Source organism: Steroidobacter gossypii (genome assembly GCF_016801985.1).
Lineage (GTDB): Bacteria > Pseudomonadota > Gammaproteobacteria > Steroidobacterales > Steroidobacteraceae > Steroidobacter > Steroidobacter gossypii.
Genome location: NZ_JAEVLS010000001.1, coordinates 1486313 through 1503181 on the forward strand (window position 1 = coordinate 1486313; position 16869 = coordinate 1503181).

Below are 16869 nucleotides of genomic sequence, written 5' to 3' on the forward strand. Positions count from 1 at the left end.
TGAAGCCGCCGAGGCGACGTGCGATTGCACGCGCCTGGGCAGATGAAAAGCGCGGCTACTACCTCGGCGCCCGAATCCAATCCAACCGGTCATCCGGCTCCTTCTTCGGCGACGCGCTCACCCAATTCGCCGCATCGTTCACATCACCCTTGCCCGTGTACTTCGCGTAAGCGGGGTAGGGGAACAAAGGCCGGGTGCGAACCACCCCTTGCGGGCCGTTCTGTGTGGCGACGACACGATCGGGCGCCTGGCCCTTTTCGACCCACTTCACGATCTCCGGCAGCAAGTCGAATGTATTCGGCGCGTCGCCGCCGCGGCAATGGAACATGCCTGGCACCATGAACACGCGGAACCACTCGCGCACTTTCTCGCCGCCGCCCTGCCGCGATGTCACGTGAGCGTAGTAATCGAGCAGCGCCATCGGCGACACGCCGGCGTCGGCCCAGCCGTGATAAACGATGAGTTTGCCGCCGCGCTGCTCGAACTTACGCAGATCGGGCGCTTCGAACGGAGCGACGGGATCATACAAACGCGCCATCTGTTCGGTCTTGGCTACGTCGGTGTCGAAGTCGAAAGTGCGATAGTTGTAATCGGCCGGCGGATTGGTCGGGAACGCGAGATAACGCAAATAGCCTTCGGCGAGCGAACGGCGGCCCGCGCCACTCCAGGAGAGCTCGCTGCCATAGGGCGTGGCGCCAGGCATCAGTTTCTCGCCGCGACTGTTGACCGGTCCACTGTACAGAGCCTTGGCGCTTGCGACCTGTTCGGCCGTCAAGCAATCGGGGCCATCGTCTTTCTTGCACTGAAGCCTGACCGGATCGAACTTGCATGCGCGCGGATCGGTGAGAATCCCATCGACGAGCCCGTCGAGTTTGTCACACGCCTTCATCACGCCTGCGTTCAGCACGGCGAGCTTTGCGGGCGTGAACACTTCGGAGCCATCGTCGCGCAGCAGCTTCTGAGCATCCCAATTGTTGGCGATCGCCCCCAAGCGGCCAGGGAAGGCGGGATCGCCCGCGATGATGCCGTCGAAATCCTCGGGATAGCGCTGCGCCTCTGTAAGACCTTCACGACCGCCGGTGGAACAGCCGCGAAAATATGAGCGCGCCGGCCGCTTGCCATAGTAACGTTCGGCCAGTGCCTTACCGGCAACGGACATCAAATGCGTGGAACGGCCAGCGTAATCTTCGCGAAGCGCAGGATCGCTTCCCCAGATGGGATCTTTGATCGCGTGCCCGACGTGCCCCATGTTGTGAGCGGCGACGACGAAGTTGGCCGCGAGCGCGTCGGCGCAGTTGTTGATGTTGATCACGCCGCAGAAACCGCCGCAGCCCACCTGAAAATAGCGGCCGTTCCAGCTCTTGCTCGGCAGTCGCACCTCGAACTGAATCTGCGGCTGGATATATCCGTTGACCGCGCAATACTCTCCGGTTCCGTCGCCGGCCGGCACCATCCTTGCCGAAAGCACGGACAGCGGCGCTTCGAAACTGTTCTTAAAATCTTCCTCGACCAGCCGCTCGCATTGCATCGCGCCGCCGATCTGAGCATCGAGCGCCGCCACCGGAGCAGCTGGCTGCGATGCGTACGCGCCACCGCTCGCAGCAAGTGGCGCCACGGAGAACAGGACATGGACAAGGATTTTCATCGTGGACTGCACGGGCTTTCCTCTCGACGGGCAAAGTTGAGAATTCTTTTCGCCGGGCCGGCGTAAGCGCGATGACGGTGCATGAACTGTGCGCCTGTGCACCATCTTCGCCGCGTTCCCGGCGTGAATCAGGCTTGAATTATTACGGCCTGCCTCTCTATGATCGTCATACATCATACAAAAATACCATCGTATTATCGGTTCGAATGGTGGTATGCAAGTTGCATTGCCCAGGTTGCCTGGGACGCAGTATCGGAAGTTGACGCGTGTGGGGATCGTGATGCCGCAAGGGATCACTTAACTTTTGAGGAGCTTGCATGAGATTCAGCACTACCCGGTCGGTTGGCGGGTTCGCCCTGCGGATGAGCCAGGCCGTGGCGCTGGCAGCGGCCGCGACGGTGCCGGCCGTCAATGCGCAGGAGCCGGTCGTGGAGGAGATCGTCGTTACCGCCACCAAGCGCGAAACGACCATGAAGGACACCCCGGCCGCCATCGCGGCGGTGAGCGGCGATGCGATTCGCGAAAGCCAGGCGTTCTCGTTGGAGAGCTTCACGCGCTTGGATCCGTCCATCCAGGTCAACAACCGCGGCGTGGGTGACAACCAGATCATCGTCCGCGGCATCTCCTCGTCCGGCAAGCCCACCGTGGGCCTGTATTTCGACGAAGCCGTGATCACCGGCCTCGGTCTCGACGGCGGCAGCGACAATCAGCCCAACATTCAACTGCACGACATGGAGCGCGTCGAAGTGCTCAAGGGTCCGCAGGGCACGCTGTTCGGCGCGGGCTCGATGAGCGGCACGGTGCGCTTCATCACCAACAAACCAGATCTGTCACGGAGCTCGTTTGGGTTCAGCGGCTCGGCCGCCAGCGTCAAGGACGGCAACGAGCTGTATCAAGGCGAGTTCATGGCCAACGTGCCGCTGATCCAGGACAAACTGGGCGCGCGCGCGGTGGTGTGGGGCGATTCCGGCGGCGGTTACATCGACCAGACCAGCTCGGCCGGCTACGCCGAGAACGTGAACGATCACAGCATCTGGGGCGGCCGGCTGATCCTGGCCTCGCAAGTGACCGATGCGCTCAAGGTCACGGCCACCGGTTTGTATCAGGAGAGCGAGGCCGACGGCTCGCAATATTTCGAGTTCGGCCAGCCCGATTATCAGAATATTTCTCCCACGCTCGAGCCGTTCGAGGACGAGACCCGGCTGTTCAGCCTGGTGGCGGATTACACCACCGGCTTCGGTGTGTTCACCGCGACCACCTCGTACATGGATCGCGAGCTGTACTTCTCTCGTGACAGCACGCCGACCGCGCGCTTCTTCGGCGTGCCGTTCGATCTCGCGTATCACCAGGGCCAGGAGATATCCAACTGGTCCTCGGAAGTGCGTTTCGCCTCGACTTTCGATGGGCCGCTGCAGTTCGTGGCGGGTGCGTTCTATGCGGAGCTCGAAGCCGATAGTCAGAATGCCGCGCTGCTGGTGTTCGACGATAGCGGTGTCGCTACCTGCCGCTTTCACAACGACTGCGTCGCCAACGGCTTCGCCTCCACCGACATCAATTCGGCGCTCGTCGAGACCAACATCGATCAGCTCGCGCTGTTCTCCGAAGTCGAGTACAAGTTCTCGGAAAAGTGGACGGGCACGCTCGGCGTTCGCTACTACGACGCAGACATCTTCGAAGGCAAGATCGAGACGCAGGAGCTGGCTCGGCCGCCGCAGGCGGAGCCACGAGTGCTGCTGGCTGAAACGGTCAGCGAGGACGAAATCAGCTACAACTTCGCATTGTCGTATGCGGCCACCGACGATACGACCTTCTACGCGCGTATCGCTTCGGGCTTCCGTCCTGGCGGCGTGAACGATTGGCGCTCGGCCGCCGCGCGCGGCGTGTCCGTACCGGCGAAGTACGATTCGGACACGCTGTGGAACTACGAGTTGGGCGTGAAGAGCTACATGTTCGATCGCGCGCTGTACACCGAATTGTCGGTGTATCGCATCGACTGGTCGGATCAGCAGATCTCATTGCAGGATCCGAACGCCATCTTTGCGTACATCGGCAACGCGGGTAAGAGCTTCGTCAACGGTGTGGAGCTGCAGATCAATGCGCAGCCCACGGACACGCTCACTCTGAGCATCGGCGCGACGTACACCGATTCTCGTCTGTCCGAAGACATGCCCGTGCCGCCGATTCCGCCGCCGACGGAACAGGACCCGAATCCGACACAACCGCCATACGGCTTCGAAGGCGACCGCATTCCGTATAGCCCGAAGTGGGCATTCGCAGGCTCGGCGCAGTACGAGATTCCTTTCTCGTCCGACGTGACCGGCTATGCGAGCACCAACTTCAACTACCGCAGCGTCTCGTACACCGCGTTCAACCGCTCGTTCGGCGCGACCAACTATCAGGAGCTGGACAACTACTTCCTGATGGGCGTGCGCTTCGGCGTGCGTTACGGCGCATGGGACACCAGCGTCTTCGTCGAGAACGTCACCGACGAAGTGCCGGATCTCGGCTTGCGCGTGACGGGTGACGGTTATCGCGTGTACACCGCACGGCCCATGACCGCAGGTGTGCGAGTCTCGACTCGTTTCTAATCCGACGGGAAAATGCGGCGGCCACTCCCACGAGGGGTGGCCGCCGTTCGTTTATCTATTGCCAGCCGCGTTACAACCGATGAACGTGGCGCTGTGGCGATCCAGCATCGGGCCGTGCCTGCGTCTTCGTGCATGACTGAGCAGAAAATCTTCTTGCGAGGCTGGCTGACCGTGGTGGTATGCCTGCTGGGCATTTCTACCGGGCCGGCAGCCTTCGGGCTGGCGTCGTTGTTTCTGCTGGGCGGGCCGCTCGGCGAGGAATTTGGCTGGAGCCGCACGGCCATCAGCACTGCCGTGTCGGTGATGATGCTGTGTACGGCCTTTTCCCTGCCGTTCATGGGCCGGCTGGTGGATCGCTTCGGCGTGAAGAAGGTGCTGGTGCCGTCCATCGTGGTGTTCGGCCTGTGTTTCCTGGCGGCGTCGATGATTTCAAATTACTGGCAGTTCATCGCGCTGTATGTGGCGATGGGCACGATCGCCGTGGGGACCAACAGCGTGCCTTACATGCGAGTGTTGACGGCGTGGTTCGACCGTCGGCGCGGATTGGCGATCGGTATTGCCGGCAGCGGCACAGGCCTGGGCTTCGGTTACGTGCCGCTCGTCACCGAACAGTTGGTTTCACACTTCGGCTGGCGGGGCGGTTACTTCGGGCTCGGTTTGATCATGCTGTTGTTCACGCTGCCGATGGTCGTGTTTCTGTTGCATGAGAGGCCGCAGACGGTCGGCTTGCACCCGGATGGAGCAGCGTCCGACGAGGCCGCCGCGCATCCAGCCGCGACTGGCGATTCGCTGAATCAAGCCATGCAGCGACGTGACTTCTGGAGCTTGATCGTGATCTTCGCCGGGCTCGCGTTCGTGCTGTACGGCTTGATCCCGCACATGGTGCCGATGCTCCAGGATCGCGGCGTGCCGGTGAATCAGGCGTCGTGGCTGGCGTCGGCATTCGGCTGGGCCGCGTTCGGCGGGCGTCTGCTGATTGGATTTCTGGTCGATCGCTACGACGCGCGACGCATCGCCTTCGTATTCTTTTCCTTGTCGGCTATAGGCCTGGGGCTATTGTCGGTGCCGATGCCGATCTGGGCGTTCACGGTCGCGGCGATCATGCTGGGCCTGAGCCTGGGCGCGGAAGTCGACATGCTGGCGTATCTGACGAGCCGGTACTTCGGCCTGGCGAATTTCGCCCAGATCTTCGGCGTGATGTTCTCGGCTGTGATGGTGGCCATGAGCCTGAGCCCGCTGGCGTTCGGCGCCGTGTACGACTACACCGGCTCATATAAATCCATTCTGGGTCTGGGCGTGCCGCTGTGCCTGCTCGCAATCGTGTTGGTGCTGATGCTGCGGCCGTACGGCGAACGCGCTCGCGGCGGACCGATCTCGGTGACTTGAGCTCGACACAAAAAAGAGGCCCGGGGTTCGCCCGGGCCAGCCTCAAGCAAACATTTGATTTCGGGCGTTACGCCGATTCTTTCGGACCGCCCTTGTCGGCGATCTGCACGCGGAAGCCCGAGCGCAGCTGCGGGTAGTAATCCCAGATCGCCAGGTGCTGCGTGCAGCGGTTGTCCCAGAACGCTACCGAATGCGGCTCCCAGCGGAAGCGCACCTGGAAGTACGCATTCTCGCAATGATGGAACAGAAACTGCAGGATCGCGGCGCTCTCCGCCTCCGGCACTTCGTTGATGCGCGCAGTGAAACCTTTGTTCACGAACAGGACCTTGCGGCCCGTCACCGGATGAGTGCGAATCACGGGATGCACGGCTACGGGGAACTTGCCGTCCGGGTTGAAGCGACCGAACGCGAGCTTGCCGTCGTGAGTCGCGGTGAGGCCTTCGAGATAAGCCTTCATGCGATCCGAAAGCGCATCGTAGGCGGCGTACATGCTGGCAAAGACTGTGTCGCCGCCCATGGTCGGCAGCGTGTGCAAATACAGGATGCTGCCCATCGGCGGAATCGTGGCGCAGGACATGTCGGTGTGCCATTCCTCGCCCGCGACGTGCTTGGAATTCGCGTCCGCCTGCAGCTTGCGAACTTCCGGATGATCCGGCAGCCCCTGCAGTGCGTGGATCTGCAACTCGCCGAAATACTGGCCGACGCGCTTCAACGACGGCGGATCGAGCTGCTGGTCGCGGAAGAAAATCACCTGATGATCGGCCAGCGCCTGGTTCAGGTCTGCGATCTGTTGAGCGGTGAGCGGCTGCGACAGATCGATGCCCGAAAGCACGGCGCCGATGGTCGGCGTGAGCCGGTCGGCCCTCAAGGTCTGATAACTCTGGCTGGGCGGGACGGCGGGCTTCGGATTGGCGGCCATAGGCATCTCGGACTTCAAAAGAACTGAATTGATCTACGACTCGAGTTACGACGCTAGTTTGTTGGCGCGGATGGCAGTGTCTTCGACGGCGGCGTCACGGGCTCGCACCAGATCGAGCGCGACGTCGGTGATCATGTCCTCCTGACCGCCGACCATGCGACGGCGGCCGAGCTCGACCAGGATCGTGCGCGTGTCGAGCCCATACATGGCCGCGGCTTTTTCCGCATGGCGCAGGAACGAGGAATAAACGCCGGCATAGCCGAGCGTCAATGTTTCCCGGTCGACGCGCACCGGTCGATCCTGCAACGGTCGAACCAGATCTTCGGCCGCGTCCATCAGCTTGAACAGATCGCAGCCATGCTGCCATCCGTAAACATCGGCAGCGGCAATAAAGACTTCCAAGGGCGCGTTCCCGGCGCCTGCGCCCATGCCGGCGAGGCTCGCGTCGACACGGATCGCGCCGTTCTTCACGGCCAGAATGGAGTTAGCGACGCCCAGGCTGAGATTGTGATGTGCGTGGATGCCGCGCTCTGTCTCAGGCTTCAACACGCGATCGTATGCCTGGAAGCGCGCGGCGGTGTCATCCATCGTCATCGCGCCGCCTGAGTCGGTGACATACACACAGTGCGCACCGTAGCTTTCCATCAGCTTGGCCTGCGCGGCGAGCTGCTCGGGCGGAATCATGTGGCTCATCATCAAGAAGCCGGAGACGTCCATGCCGAGCTTGCGTGCGTATTCGATGTGCTGCTGAGAAACATCCGCTTCGGTGCAGTGAGTGGCGATGCGCACGGAACGGACGCCCAGATCGAACGCGTGTCGCAGATCGTGCACGGTACCGATGCCGGGCAGGAGCAGGGTCGTGAGCCTGGCGTGTTGAATCACGCTGGCCACGGCTTCGATCCATTCCCAGTCGGTGTGCTTGCCGAAACCGTAGTTGAACGACGATCCGGCGAGGCCGTCGCCGTGTGCGACTTCGATCGCGTCGACGCGCGCTTCGTCCAGCGCTTTGGCAATCGCTTTGACGTGATCGATGCCGTACTGATGACGGATGGCATGCATGCCATCGCGCAATGTCACATCTTGAATGTACAGTTTGCTAGTCGGGCTCATGCAGCGATCTCCGCAGGGAGATTGAGCGCCACGCGCTCGGCGGTGCGCAGCGCGGCGGAGGTCATGATATCGAGATTCCCTGCGTAGGCCGGCAGATAGTGAGCCGCGCCCTCGACTTCGAGGAACACGCTGACTTTGAGACCGACGAAGGCGGCGTCCACGTCTTTGAACGGCAGCTTGACGCCGGGGCCGACGCGTTCGAACTGCACGCGTTGTTTCAAGCGATAGCCGGGAACGTAGCTCTGGACTTCGGCGACCATCTTCTGCACCTCGGCTTCGATGGCGCTCTCATCGGCGAGTGGCGTCAGGCAATACACGGTGTCGCGCATGACCAGCGGAGGCTCGGCGGGGTTCAACACGATAATGGCCTTACCGTGCCGCGCCCCGCCTACCTGTTCGATGGCTCGTGCCGTGGTCTCAGTGAACTCGTCAATGTTTGCTCGGGTACCCGGGCCGGCGGAACGGCTGGCGATCGACGCGACGATCTCCGCGTACAACACCGGCGTGACTTTACCGACCGCTGCGACGACGGGAATCGTCGCCTGCCCGCCGCAGGTCACCATGTTCAGATTGGGCGCGCCCAGATGTTGCTCGCCGTTGACCGGCGGAATCACGAAAGGACCGATGGCGGCGGGCGTCAGATCGATGAGTGTCTTGCCATGCGCACGGAGCACGCTGTCGTGATGTTTGTGCGCGCCGGCGGAAGTGGCGTCGAACACGATGCGCACGTCCTGAAATTCCGGCATGGCCAGGAAACCGTCGATGCCTGCCGAGGTGGTCGCAACACCCAATCGCTGGGCGCGCGCCAGGCCTTCCGATTGCGGATCCACGCCGACCATCGCCGCCATGTGTAGCGTGCGACTGGTGCGCAGGACCTTGATCATCAGGTCCGTGCCGATATTGCCGGAGCCGATGATCGCTACTGGGACGCGCTCTGTACTCGCCATGCCGGGTGTCCGGGTGAAGGAAGGCCATTAAGGTAGTATGATCATACAATATTATCAAATACGACTTGGTGGTCGGGCGGAGGCGGCGGATGCGACCTAATGTTCAGCTCGGGATGATCGGCTTCGGCGCCATCGGGCGCGAGATCATGACGACGCTTTCCAGGCTCGGCGAGACCGGGACCATGAAAGCAGTGCTGGTCCGGCCCGGGCGCGAAGCGCCTGGCGCCGTTCACGAGCTGCCGGCCCTGATCGCCGCTCGTCCGCAGGTCGTCTTGGAATGCGCGGGGCATTCGGCGGTGAAGCAATTTGCCGGGCCCCTGCTGCGTGCGGGCATCGATGTGATCATCTCGTCTGTCGGGGTGCTGGCCGACGACGAGGTCAGGCGAGAGCTGCTGGATGCGGAACAAGGTGGCGGGCGGGCCTTGCTGCCGGCCGGGGCGATCGCTGGCCTGGACGGGTTGTTGGCCGCGCGGCTGGCCGGCCTGGAGGAGGTGACCTACACCTCTTTCAAGCCGCCGCATGCCTGGCGAGGCACGGCGGCCGAGCAGGTGCTGGATCTAAACCATTCCGAGGCCGAGCGCGAATTCTTTGCCGGTTCGGCGCGGGAGGCGGCGCTGGCCTATCCCAAGAACGTCAACGTGGGCGTGGCCATCGCTCTGGTCGGCTTGGGAATGGACGCGACGCACGTGCGTTTGGTGTCGTCACGGAACGTCACCGATCCGCTCGGCCGTATCGAAGCGAGCGGCGCGTTCGGGAATTTCCGTTTCGATATTTTCGCGCGCGCGGCCGCGGATAATCCGAAAACTTCGGCGCTGACAGCGTACAGTATCCTGCAATGTGCCCGCCTCGGCGGCGCCTTGCCCATTGCCGGGCTATGCAGCCAGTGACGCCAGCATTCCCAGCATTTTTTTGCCGCCGGGTCCGCTCGCGCGCGGTGTTTCTTTTCGCGCCGCGCAGCTGGCGTAAAATCAGCGGCCAGCAAGCTTGAGGAAAGGCCTTGGAATACCAGGATCTAAGAATCGTTGAAAATCCGACGCTGGTGCGCGAGCACGCGCTGGACAAACTTCGCAACGCCATCAGTCGCGGCTTGTATCCGCCCGGCATGAGGCTGGTCGAGCGCGAGCTGTGCGAGGCGCTGGGTGTCAGCCGTACGTCGGTGCGCGAGGCGTTGCGTCAGCTGCAGGCCGAGAATCTCATCGAGGTCGGCAAGCGGCGCAATATCACAGTCGCGGTGGTCTCGGCGAAGGACGCCGAAGACATCTATCTCATGCGCGAGATGCTCGAGACGCTGGCGATCAAGCGTTTCGTGGCGCTGGCGGATGACAATGCCATCAAGAAGCTGGTGCGCATTCACAAGGACCTGCGCAAGGTGCTCAACAAGGGCGACGTGCGCGAGCTGGCCATCATGGCCGGCGAGTTCTACGAGACCATTCTCAATGGCTCCGGCAGCAAGGTGATTGCCGACATGGCGCGGCAGCTGCTGACGCGCGTGAACTATCTGCGCATGCGGGCGATGGCGGAGCCGCATCGGCTCGAGGATGGCATGCATGAGTGGGATCGGTTGATCGAGGCCATCGTCGAGCGCAATCCCACGGCTGCGGCGAAGGCCATGGGTGAGCATCTTGCCAATGCTCGGCGGGCGATTGTCGCCAAGCTTCAGCAGGAGGAAGAGGCTGCCGCTTCTGCTGCTGCCGTTCCCGAACGCGCTGCCGCGGCGACTCGCCGCTCCGGCTAAAGAGGGCCTCGGTGGCTTGCAGCGCCAAGGCGGGATATTCCTCCCCGGCACCGCTGCACCCGCCGCGCCTGCGCTGTCGCGCGGCGCGTTGCTTGTACATCCGTGTAGCGCTAATGGGCCGACATCCCTGTCGGTCCCATTTGCCGGGGAGGAGATACCCCGCCCTGCCGCTGCCGACACCGCCGCTGCGTATTCACGCGCGCCCCGGACGGTGCGATACCGTCGCGACGGATTGAGGCTTTCCCAACGCTGGCGATACAGCAGCGGCGATGCCGCTGGTCCTGGATCAGGCGACGAAGCACGTTTCCGCGGAAACGTGCGGGCGGCGGCCGCAAACTCTGGCCTCCGCCTCTTCGGCCCGCAAACTCCGAGGACACGGTGCGAGACGTATGATTCTATGTTTGTCATACAAAGTCCGCTTGGCTACACTCGGGGCCAACATCAGCGGAAGCTTGATTCATGGCCAAAGAGCGGGGCGGAGAGCGGGTCATCATTGTCGGTGCGGGGCCCATCGGCGCCATCCTGGCGTATGCGCTCAGGCAGCGAGATATCCCGGTTCTGCTGATCGAGGCGCTGCCGGCGCCGGAGATTGATTGCCGCGCGGCCTCGTGTCATCCGCCGACCGTGGCGATGCTCGACGAGTTGGGCTTGCTCGAGGACGGTCTCGATCAAGGGCTTGTCTCCCCAGTATTCAACTATCTCGACCGCGTCACCGGCGAACTGATCGGCCGCTTTGACATCGGCGCCATGCGCGACCGGCCGGCGCATCCGTATGTACTGCAGTGGGAGCAGTACAAAATCGTGGGCACCGTCCTGAAGCGCCTGGAGAACGACCCCGACGCCGAGATCCGCATGTCGACCCGCGTCATCGCGATCTCCCAGGACGCAAACAAAGTCGAAGTGACAGTGACACTGCCCGACGGCAGCAGCGACGTCTTCTCCGGCAGATATCTCGTCGGCTGCGACGGCGGCCGAAGCACCGTTCGCAAGCTCGCGGACATCGAGTTCGAAGGCTTCACCTGGCCGGAGCGCTTCCTGAAGATCGATACGCGCTTCGACTTCTTCGGGCTGCGCCCCGAGCTCACCAATCGCAATTACTTCTCCGACCCCGACGAGTGGCTCAACTTGTTCAAAGCGCGCGGCGCGAGCGGAGAAGGCATGTGGCGCGCCGTGAGCCCGACGCTGCCGGAACAAACCGACGAAGAGCTGCTAGCCCCAGACGCCGTGGAAGCGCGATTGCAGAAGTTCTGCCCGAAGCAAGGCCGATATGAAATCGCCACCATCGCGCTCTACAAAGTCCATCAGCGAGTCGCCGCGACATTCAACAGAGGTCGCGTACTGCTCGCCGGCGATTCGGCGCATGTGAACAATCCGGTCGGCGGCATGGGCATGAACGGCGGCATTCACGACGCCATGAATCTGGCCGACAAGTTGCAACAAATCTGGTTCGGACGCGCCGATGCGCAGCCGCTGCTCGATCGCTACACGCGCCAGCGTCGCAAGGCGCAGGTCGACTACGTGCAGGCGCAGAGCATTCAGAACAAGCAAACACTCGGCGAAAAGGATCCCGCCGAGCGCAAGCGCAAGCTGGACAGCATCCGCCGCCAGTCCGCCGAGCCCGAATTGCACGATGCCTTTATTCGCCGCGCCTGTCTGATCGACAGTCTGCGCGACGCCAACGCTACTCTTTGAAGGACCGCGCCATGGCCATCGCACGCCATCCTCGTCCGCCCGAACTGGTCGGAGTTCCGCTGGAGCAGATCATGGAGCGCTACGTCGCGCGCTTCGCCGATCGAGTGCCGGACTGGAATGCGTTTTCGGATGCAAACATTGAAGGCTATCGACGCGCGCAACATCGTTTCGTCGGCGCTGGCGCGTCCGGCAAGCACGACGACAGCAAGGTGGTGCCCGCGGGCAATTTCACTTTGTCCATCATGTTGGTGCCACCAGGGCAGGGCAATGCGCCGCATACCCACGAAGTCGAGGAAGTATTTTTCGTCCTTCAGGGTCGCTGCGTAGTGTTCATCGAAGACGAGGACGGTCGGCGCGTCAGCAAAGAGCTGCAGCCGTGGGAAATGATCTCCTGTCCGCCCGGCGTCATCCATGGCTATGTGAATGAAACCGACGAGCCGGTGTATCTGCAGGTGGTGTTGGGTCGCGGGCGGCCCGAGACCGCGGGCTTCGTCGATCAGGCGCTATTCGAGAATCGCGACGCGCATTTGACGCGCAAGTGATGTTCACGACACGGCCGGAAATCCGCGGCACGTTCGGCGTCGTTGCCTCGACGCATTGGATTGCCTCCGGCGTTGGCATGTCGATGCTCGAGCGAGGGGGCAATGCCTTCGATGCGGCGGTGGCCATTGGCTTCGTGCTGCAAATCGTCGAGCCGCATCTGTGCGGGCCCGCGGGCGAAGTGCCGATCATTTTCAGATCGGCTCGCGATGACAAACCCACCGTGTTGTGCGGCCAGGGAGTGGCGCCCGCCGCAGCGACCATCGAGCGCATGCGCTCAATGAATCTCCAAATGGTGCCCGGATCGGGGTTGATCGCGGCCGTCGTGCCAGGATCGTTCGACGCTTGGATGACGTTATTGCGCGATCACGGGAGCATGCGGCTCTCCGATGTACTGGAGCCTGCGATCCATTACGCAGAGGCCGGGCACCCATTGTTGCCCGGAGTGTCCCGCGCGCTGGCGGATGTTGCCGATGCATTCCGAAAGGAATGGCCGACGTCCGCACCGGTCTGGCTGCCGAACAACGAGGTGCCCGCGCCGAATCAGTTGTTTCGCAATCCGATGCTGGCTGCGACGTGGCGACGGATTCTCGACGCAGCCGGCGATGGTACGCGCGAACAACAAATCGAGCGCGCTCGAGCGGCTTGGTCGAGCGGTTTCGTCGCTGAGGCGATCGATCGTTTTTGTCGCACGCAGGAGTTGATGGATGCGAGCGGTCAGCGCCACAAAGGTTTGCTGACCGGCGATGACATGGCGCGCTGGCAGGCGACATATGAGCCGCCACAGACATTCCGCTATGGCGAATGGACCTTCAGCAAGACCGGCCCGTGGGGGCAGGGGCCGGTGTTGTTGCAAGCACTCTCGCTCCTTGCCGGCTTCGATCTCGAGAAGATGCCAGCGAGCGAGCCGGAGTTTGTGCACGTGGTGTTGGAGGCGCTCAAGCTCGCGTTTGCCGATCGCGAGGCGTACTACGGCGATCCAGATTTCACGCGTGTGCCACTCGATATCTTGTTGAGCCAAAGCTACGCGGCGGAGCGTCGCAAGCTGATCGGCGACCGAGCCTCGCTCGAGTTGCGGCCGGGTGTGGTGCCTGGGTTCGAAGCTCAGATCGAGAAGTGCTTGAGCACGGTGCGTATCGCTACGAACGAGAGCGCCGGGCTCGGCATTGGTGAGCCTACGATGATGCATCTGAAGCCCACGTTGAAGCCGGGCGACACCGTGCACTTCGATGTCATCGATCGCTTTGGCAACATGGTTTCGGCCACGCCATCCGGCGGCTGGCCACAATCTTCGCCGACCATTCCCGAGTTGGGGTTTGCGCTGAATACGCGCGCGCAGATGTTTTGGTTGGAGCCCGGCTTGCCGGGCAGCCTCGCGCCGGGGAAGCGCCCTCGCACGACGCTGACACCCACATTGGCGGTGCGCGACGACGGGATGTCACTCATTTGTGGCACGCCCGGCGGCGATCAGCAGGATCAGTGGCAGCTCATCCTGCTGCTTCGGTACATTCATCACGGGCTGGGGTTGCAGCAGGCGATCGATGCGCCTTTGTTTCATAGCGTGCACTTCCCGGCGTCGTTCTATCCCCGCGAAGCTTTGCTCGGGACAGCTGTGTTTGAAGAGAGCTGCGGGGAGAAGGTAATCGCCGAGCTACGTCGCCGCGGTCACAAAGTGAAGATCGCGCCAGAATGGTCTGCCGGCAGGCTCACTGCCGCCGCCCGAGGCCCCGATGGAATTCTGCACGCCGCCGCCACACCACGTCTGATGCAAGCCTACGCCTTAGGCCGCTAGACAACTTGGCCGCGGCCCAACGCCGCCACACCAGTTGAGCAAGCCTACGCCTTAAGCCACGAGCCGACCCGGTTACGGTCGCACGCCGCCACACCACCTCGTTGCAAGCCTCGCCTTCTGCCGCGGGCGGCCCGGCTACGGCTCCACGCCGCAGTCTCTTTGCCGGCGCAACAACTTTGAAGAATCATTCGCGGCGGCGTTATGAGTCGCGCTGCCTCTCACTTCAGCAGCAAATAAACTTTGCCGTCAGCAACTTCGATCGGCCAGGTGCGCAGCGCCTGCTTGCACGGCAGGCTCTTCGCCTTACCCGAGCAAACATCGAAGCTGCCACCGTGCAGCGGACAGAACACGATGTTCCCTTGCAGCCGCCCTTCGGACAGCGATGCGATCGCATGGGTGCACTCGTCATCGACCGCATACAGCTTGCCGTCGACATTGCACACCAGAATGGGGTCGAGTCCCTCGGGCTGGATTTTCAGCATGCCGCCGGGCGCAACGTCACCCGCCTCACACAAAAGGCGTCGATCGACAAGAGTCATGGCGGCTCGTTCGCAGCTCACTGCAGCACCCTACAACCGGGAATGGTTGTAGTATTGTCATACAAAGTCTGCGCAGTCAACCCGACCTGGCCGGGAACCGCTTAGCCTCCGGGCTGGAACCGCTCAGCGCGAATCGCTCCGGCCGGAACTCCGTGCGCGCTCAGTGTTTTGCGCGCGGCGTCGACCATCGGGGGAGGGCCGCAAAGGTAGCAGACAGTGTCGGATTCAAAGTCGGTGGGATCTAGAAGCGAAACGGCAGTGCCGCTGCGTAGAGCGCCTTCTGCACCCTCCATAACGGCGATGCGCACTTCCAACTCAGGCATGGACGCGGCCAGGGCCGCCAGCTCTTCCACGTAGAACAAATCCTGCCGCCTAGTGCAGCCGAAACACAAAAGCGCCGACGCCCCGCGACCGCGCAGCGAACGAATCATCGACAACACAGGCGCGAGCCCAGTGCCGCCGGCAACGAATACGTGACGGTGCGCGCGATCATCGAGCCCGAAGGAACCGAGCGGCGCCTGTAGTCGAACACGATCGCCGACTTTCGCAGTGTCCTGCACCCAACGTGACATTTTCCCGTCCGGCACCAGCCGGATCATCAACTCGATCAGCGGCAGTTCTGCAGCTGTACTCGCAATGGAGTAAGCGCGCGCCTCGCCCACGCCGGGCGCCGCCAAGCGCACGTACTGGCCGCTCTGAAAAGTGAGCCCCTCAGCACGATCCAGCTTCAACGTAAGTAACGCCACTGACGGCGCGGCCAGCCGCAAGTTGAAGATCACTCCCGAATGCTTGGCGGGCAGGGAAGGCGCCGCGTTCAGGGGATACGGCATCTCGAACGTCGCATCTGAGCTCAACCTGGTAAGGCACGCGGGCCGCAAACCCTCCGCCAGCTCGTCCGCATTCACCGGGACTTTGCCCGTCGAATCGACGACCGTCGTTCCGTCCACGCACTGGACCACGCAGCTGCCACAGCTCCCGGTGCAGCAGTCATAACGCAGCGGCGCATCCACGGCGAGCGCGCCCTCCAACACGGTTTGCCCGGCTTCGACGGGGACCGACAACTCCGCGCCGTCCTGAAAAATCAATCGCGCCCGATGCATTAAGTAACCGCCGCGCTTCCGGCCGACATGGCCGTGTTGCATGATTATCATACAATCATATAACGTTGCTGCAGCAAGAGGGCGAACCAATGGATTCGAGAGTCGGCGAAACCGCGCAGGCTTTGCTGGATGCGTACAGCGGCGCGCTGCTGCCTCCGATCCGCAGTCGATTCGATGCGGGCGACACGCGCGCAGCCTATGCCGTTCAGCAGGCGCAGGTGTCGCACTGGATCGAGCAAGGCCGCCGGCCCGTAGGTCGCAAGATCGGCCTCACCTCGCCGGCGGTTCAGAAGCAGCTCGGCGTGTCCGAGCCGGACTTCGGTCAACTGTTCGCCGACATGGTGTACGGCACGGGCGAGACGATTCCCGTAACCCGCCTGCAGCAGCCGCGCGTGGAAGCTGAGATCGTTCTGATCTTGTCGCGTGACCTGGATATGGCGCACGCCACCGTGGCGGATGTCATCGCGTCCGTGGGTTGCGTGTTGCCCGCGCTCGAAGTCGTCGGCAGTCGCATCGCCGATTGGAAGATCGACATCGTCGACACCATCGCCGACAACGCGTCATCGGGCGTGCTCGTGCTCGGCGGGCCGGCGCGACGCCTGGAAGGTCTGGACCTGGTGAACTGCGCGATGACGATGACATTGAACGGCAAGACCGTGTCGAGCGGTTTCGGCCGTGATTGTTTGGGTGGTCCGCTCAACGCAGCCGTGTGGCTCGCACGCCGCTCGCGTGAATTGGGCCGGCCGTTGAAACAAGGCGAGCTGGTGATGACGGGCGCGCTCGGGCCGATGGTGTCGATCCAGGCGGGCGACGTCGTGCACGCGACCATCGAGGGCATCGGCCAGGTTGGCGTGCAGTTTGCTTGATTGGAATCGC

Annotated in this window: 14 protein-coding genes; 8 read left to right on the plus strand and 6 right to left on the minus strand. The window is 62.7% G+C overall.

Features of this window, described 5'->3' with window-relative positions; translation table 11 throughout:
- Positions 1-58: 58 nt before the first annotated feature.
- Positions 59-1942 carry a tannase/feruloyl esterase family alpha/beta hydrolase gene (locus tag JM946_RS06490; RefSeq protein ID WP_203166335.1) on the minus strand — a complete coding sequence of 628 codons (1884 nt, stop codon included), beginning with the start codon at positions 1940-1942 and terminating at the stop codon, positions 59-61.
- Positions 1943-1962: 20 nt separating this feature from the next.
- Between JM946_RS06490 and JM946_RS06495 the strand changes: the two genes are divergently transcribed.
- Together JM946_RS06495 and JM946_RS06500 are read left to right on the plus strand one after the other, a co-directional pair.
- Entirely contained in the window at positions 1963-4233 is a 2271-nt protein-coding gene (locus tag JM946_RS06495; protein WP_203166336.1) for a TonB-dependent receptor, read from the plus strand.
- 132 nt (positions 4234-4365) lie between these two features.
- Positions 4366-5619, plus strand: coding sequence for an MFS transporter (locus JM946_RS06500; protein WP_203166337.1), 1254 nt, complete (start codon positions 4366-4368; stop codon positions 5617-5619).
- Positions 5620-5686: 67 nt separating this feature from the next.
- Here JM946_RS06500 and JM946_RS06505 read toward each other — a convergent pair whose 3' ends face one another.
- Genes JM946_RS06505 through JM946_RS06515 form a run of 3 tightly spaced genes read right to left on the minus strand, consistent with a single transcriptional unit; the run spans position 5687 to position 8595 of the window.
- Positions 5687-6538 (minus strand): TauD/TfdA dioxygenase family protein, encoded by an 852-nt coding sequence (locus JM946_RS06505; protein WP_203166338.1) that lies wholly within the window; start codon positions 6536-6538, stop codon positions 5687-5689.
- A gap of 45 nt (positions 6539-6583) precedes the next feature.
- Entirely contained in the window at positions 6584-7648 is a 1065-nt protein-coding gene (gene dmpG / locus JM946_RS06510; protein WP_203166339.1) for a 4-hydroxy-2-oxovalerate aldolase, read from the minus strand.
- Positions 7645-8595, minus strand: a complete 951-nt coding sequence (locus tag JM946_RS06515; RefSeq protein ID WP_203166340.1) for an acetaldehyde dehydrogenase (acetylating) — start codon at positions 8593-8595, stop codon at positions 7645-7647. Before JM946_RS06515 ends, dmpG begins: the two co-directional genes overlap by 4 nt.
- 113 nt (positions 8596-8708) lie before the next feature.
- Between JM946_RS06515 and JM946_RS06520 the strand changes: the two genes are divergently transcribed.
- The 5 genes from JM946_RS06520 to JM946_RS06540 all read left to right on the plus strand — a co-directional run bounded on the left by JM946_RS06520 (position 8709) and on the right by JM946_RS06540 (position 14354).
- The gene (locus JM946_RS06520) at positions 8709-9482 is read left to right on the plus strand and encodes an aspartate dehydrogenase (RefSeq protein WP_203166341.1); all 774 of its coding nucleotides are present in this window, start codon (positions 8709-8711) and stop codon (positions 9480-9482) included.
- Between the two features lie 110 nt (positions 9483-9592).
- On the plus strand, positions 9593-10330 hold the full coding sequence (locus JM946_RS06525; RefSeq protein WP_203166342.1) for a GntR family transcriptional regulator: 738 nt from the start codon (positions 9593-9595) through the stop codon (positions 10328-10330).
- 459 nt (positions 10331-10789) lie between these two features.
- On the plus strand, positions 10790-12022 hold the full coding sequence (locus JM946_RS06530; protein ID WP_203166343.1) for an FAD-dependent oxidoreductase: 1233 nt from the start codon (positions 10790-10792) through the stop codon (positions 12020-12022).
- 11 nt (positions 12023-12033) lie between these two features.
- Positions 12034-12564 (plus strand): cupin domain-containing protein, encoded by a 531-nt coding sequence (locus JM946_RS06535; RefSeq protein ID WP_203166344.1) that lies wholly within the window; start codon positions 12034-12036, stop codon positions 12562-12564.
- A complete protein-coding gene (locus JM946_RS06540) occupies positions 12564-14354 on the plus strand; it encodes a gamma-glutamyltransferase family protein (protein WP_203166345.1) in 1791 nt (596 codons plus the stop codon). The genes JM946_RS06535 and JM946_RS06540 overlap by 1 nt, the downstream gene beginning before the upstream one ends.
- 218 nt (positions 14355-14572) lie before the next feature.
- On the opposite strand, the gene JM946_RS06545 is transcribed toward JM946_RS06540, so the two are convergent.
- Together JM946_RS06545 and JM946_RS06550 are read right to left on the minus strand one after the other, a co-directional pair.
- A complete protein-coding gene (locus JM946_RS06545) occupies positions 14573-14893 on the minus strand; it encodes a non-heme iron oxygenase ferredoxin subunit (protein WP_203166346.1) in 321 nt (106 codons plus the stop codon).
- A gap of 101 nt (positions 14894-14994) precedes the next feature.
- Positions 14995-16035, minus strand: a complete 1041-nt coding sequence (locus JM946_RS06550; RefSeq protein ID WP_203166347.1) for a 2Fe-2S iron-sulfur cluster binding domain-containing protein — start codon at positions 16033-16035, stop codon at positions 14995-14997.
- Between the two features lie 47 nt (positions 16036-16082).
- Here JM946_RS06550 and JM946_RS06555 point away from each other — a divergent pair, with 47 nt between their 5' ends.
- Entirely contained in the window at positions 16083-16859 is a 777-nt protein-coding gene (locus tag JM946_RS06555; protein WP_203166348.1) for a 2-keto-4-pentenoate hydratase, read from the plus strand.
- The last annotated feature ends 10 nt before the right edge of the window (positions 16860-16869 follow it).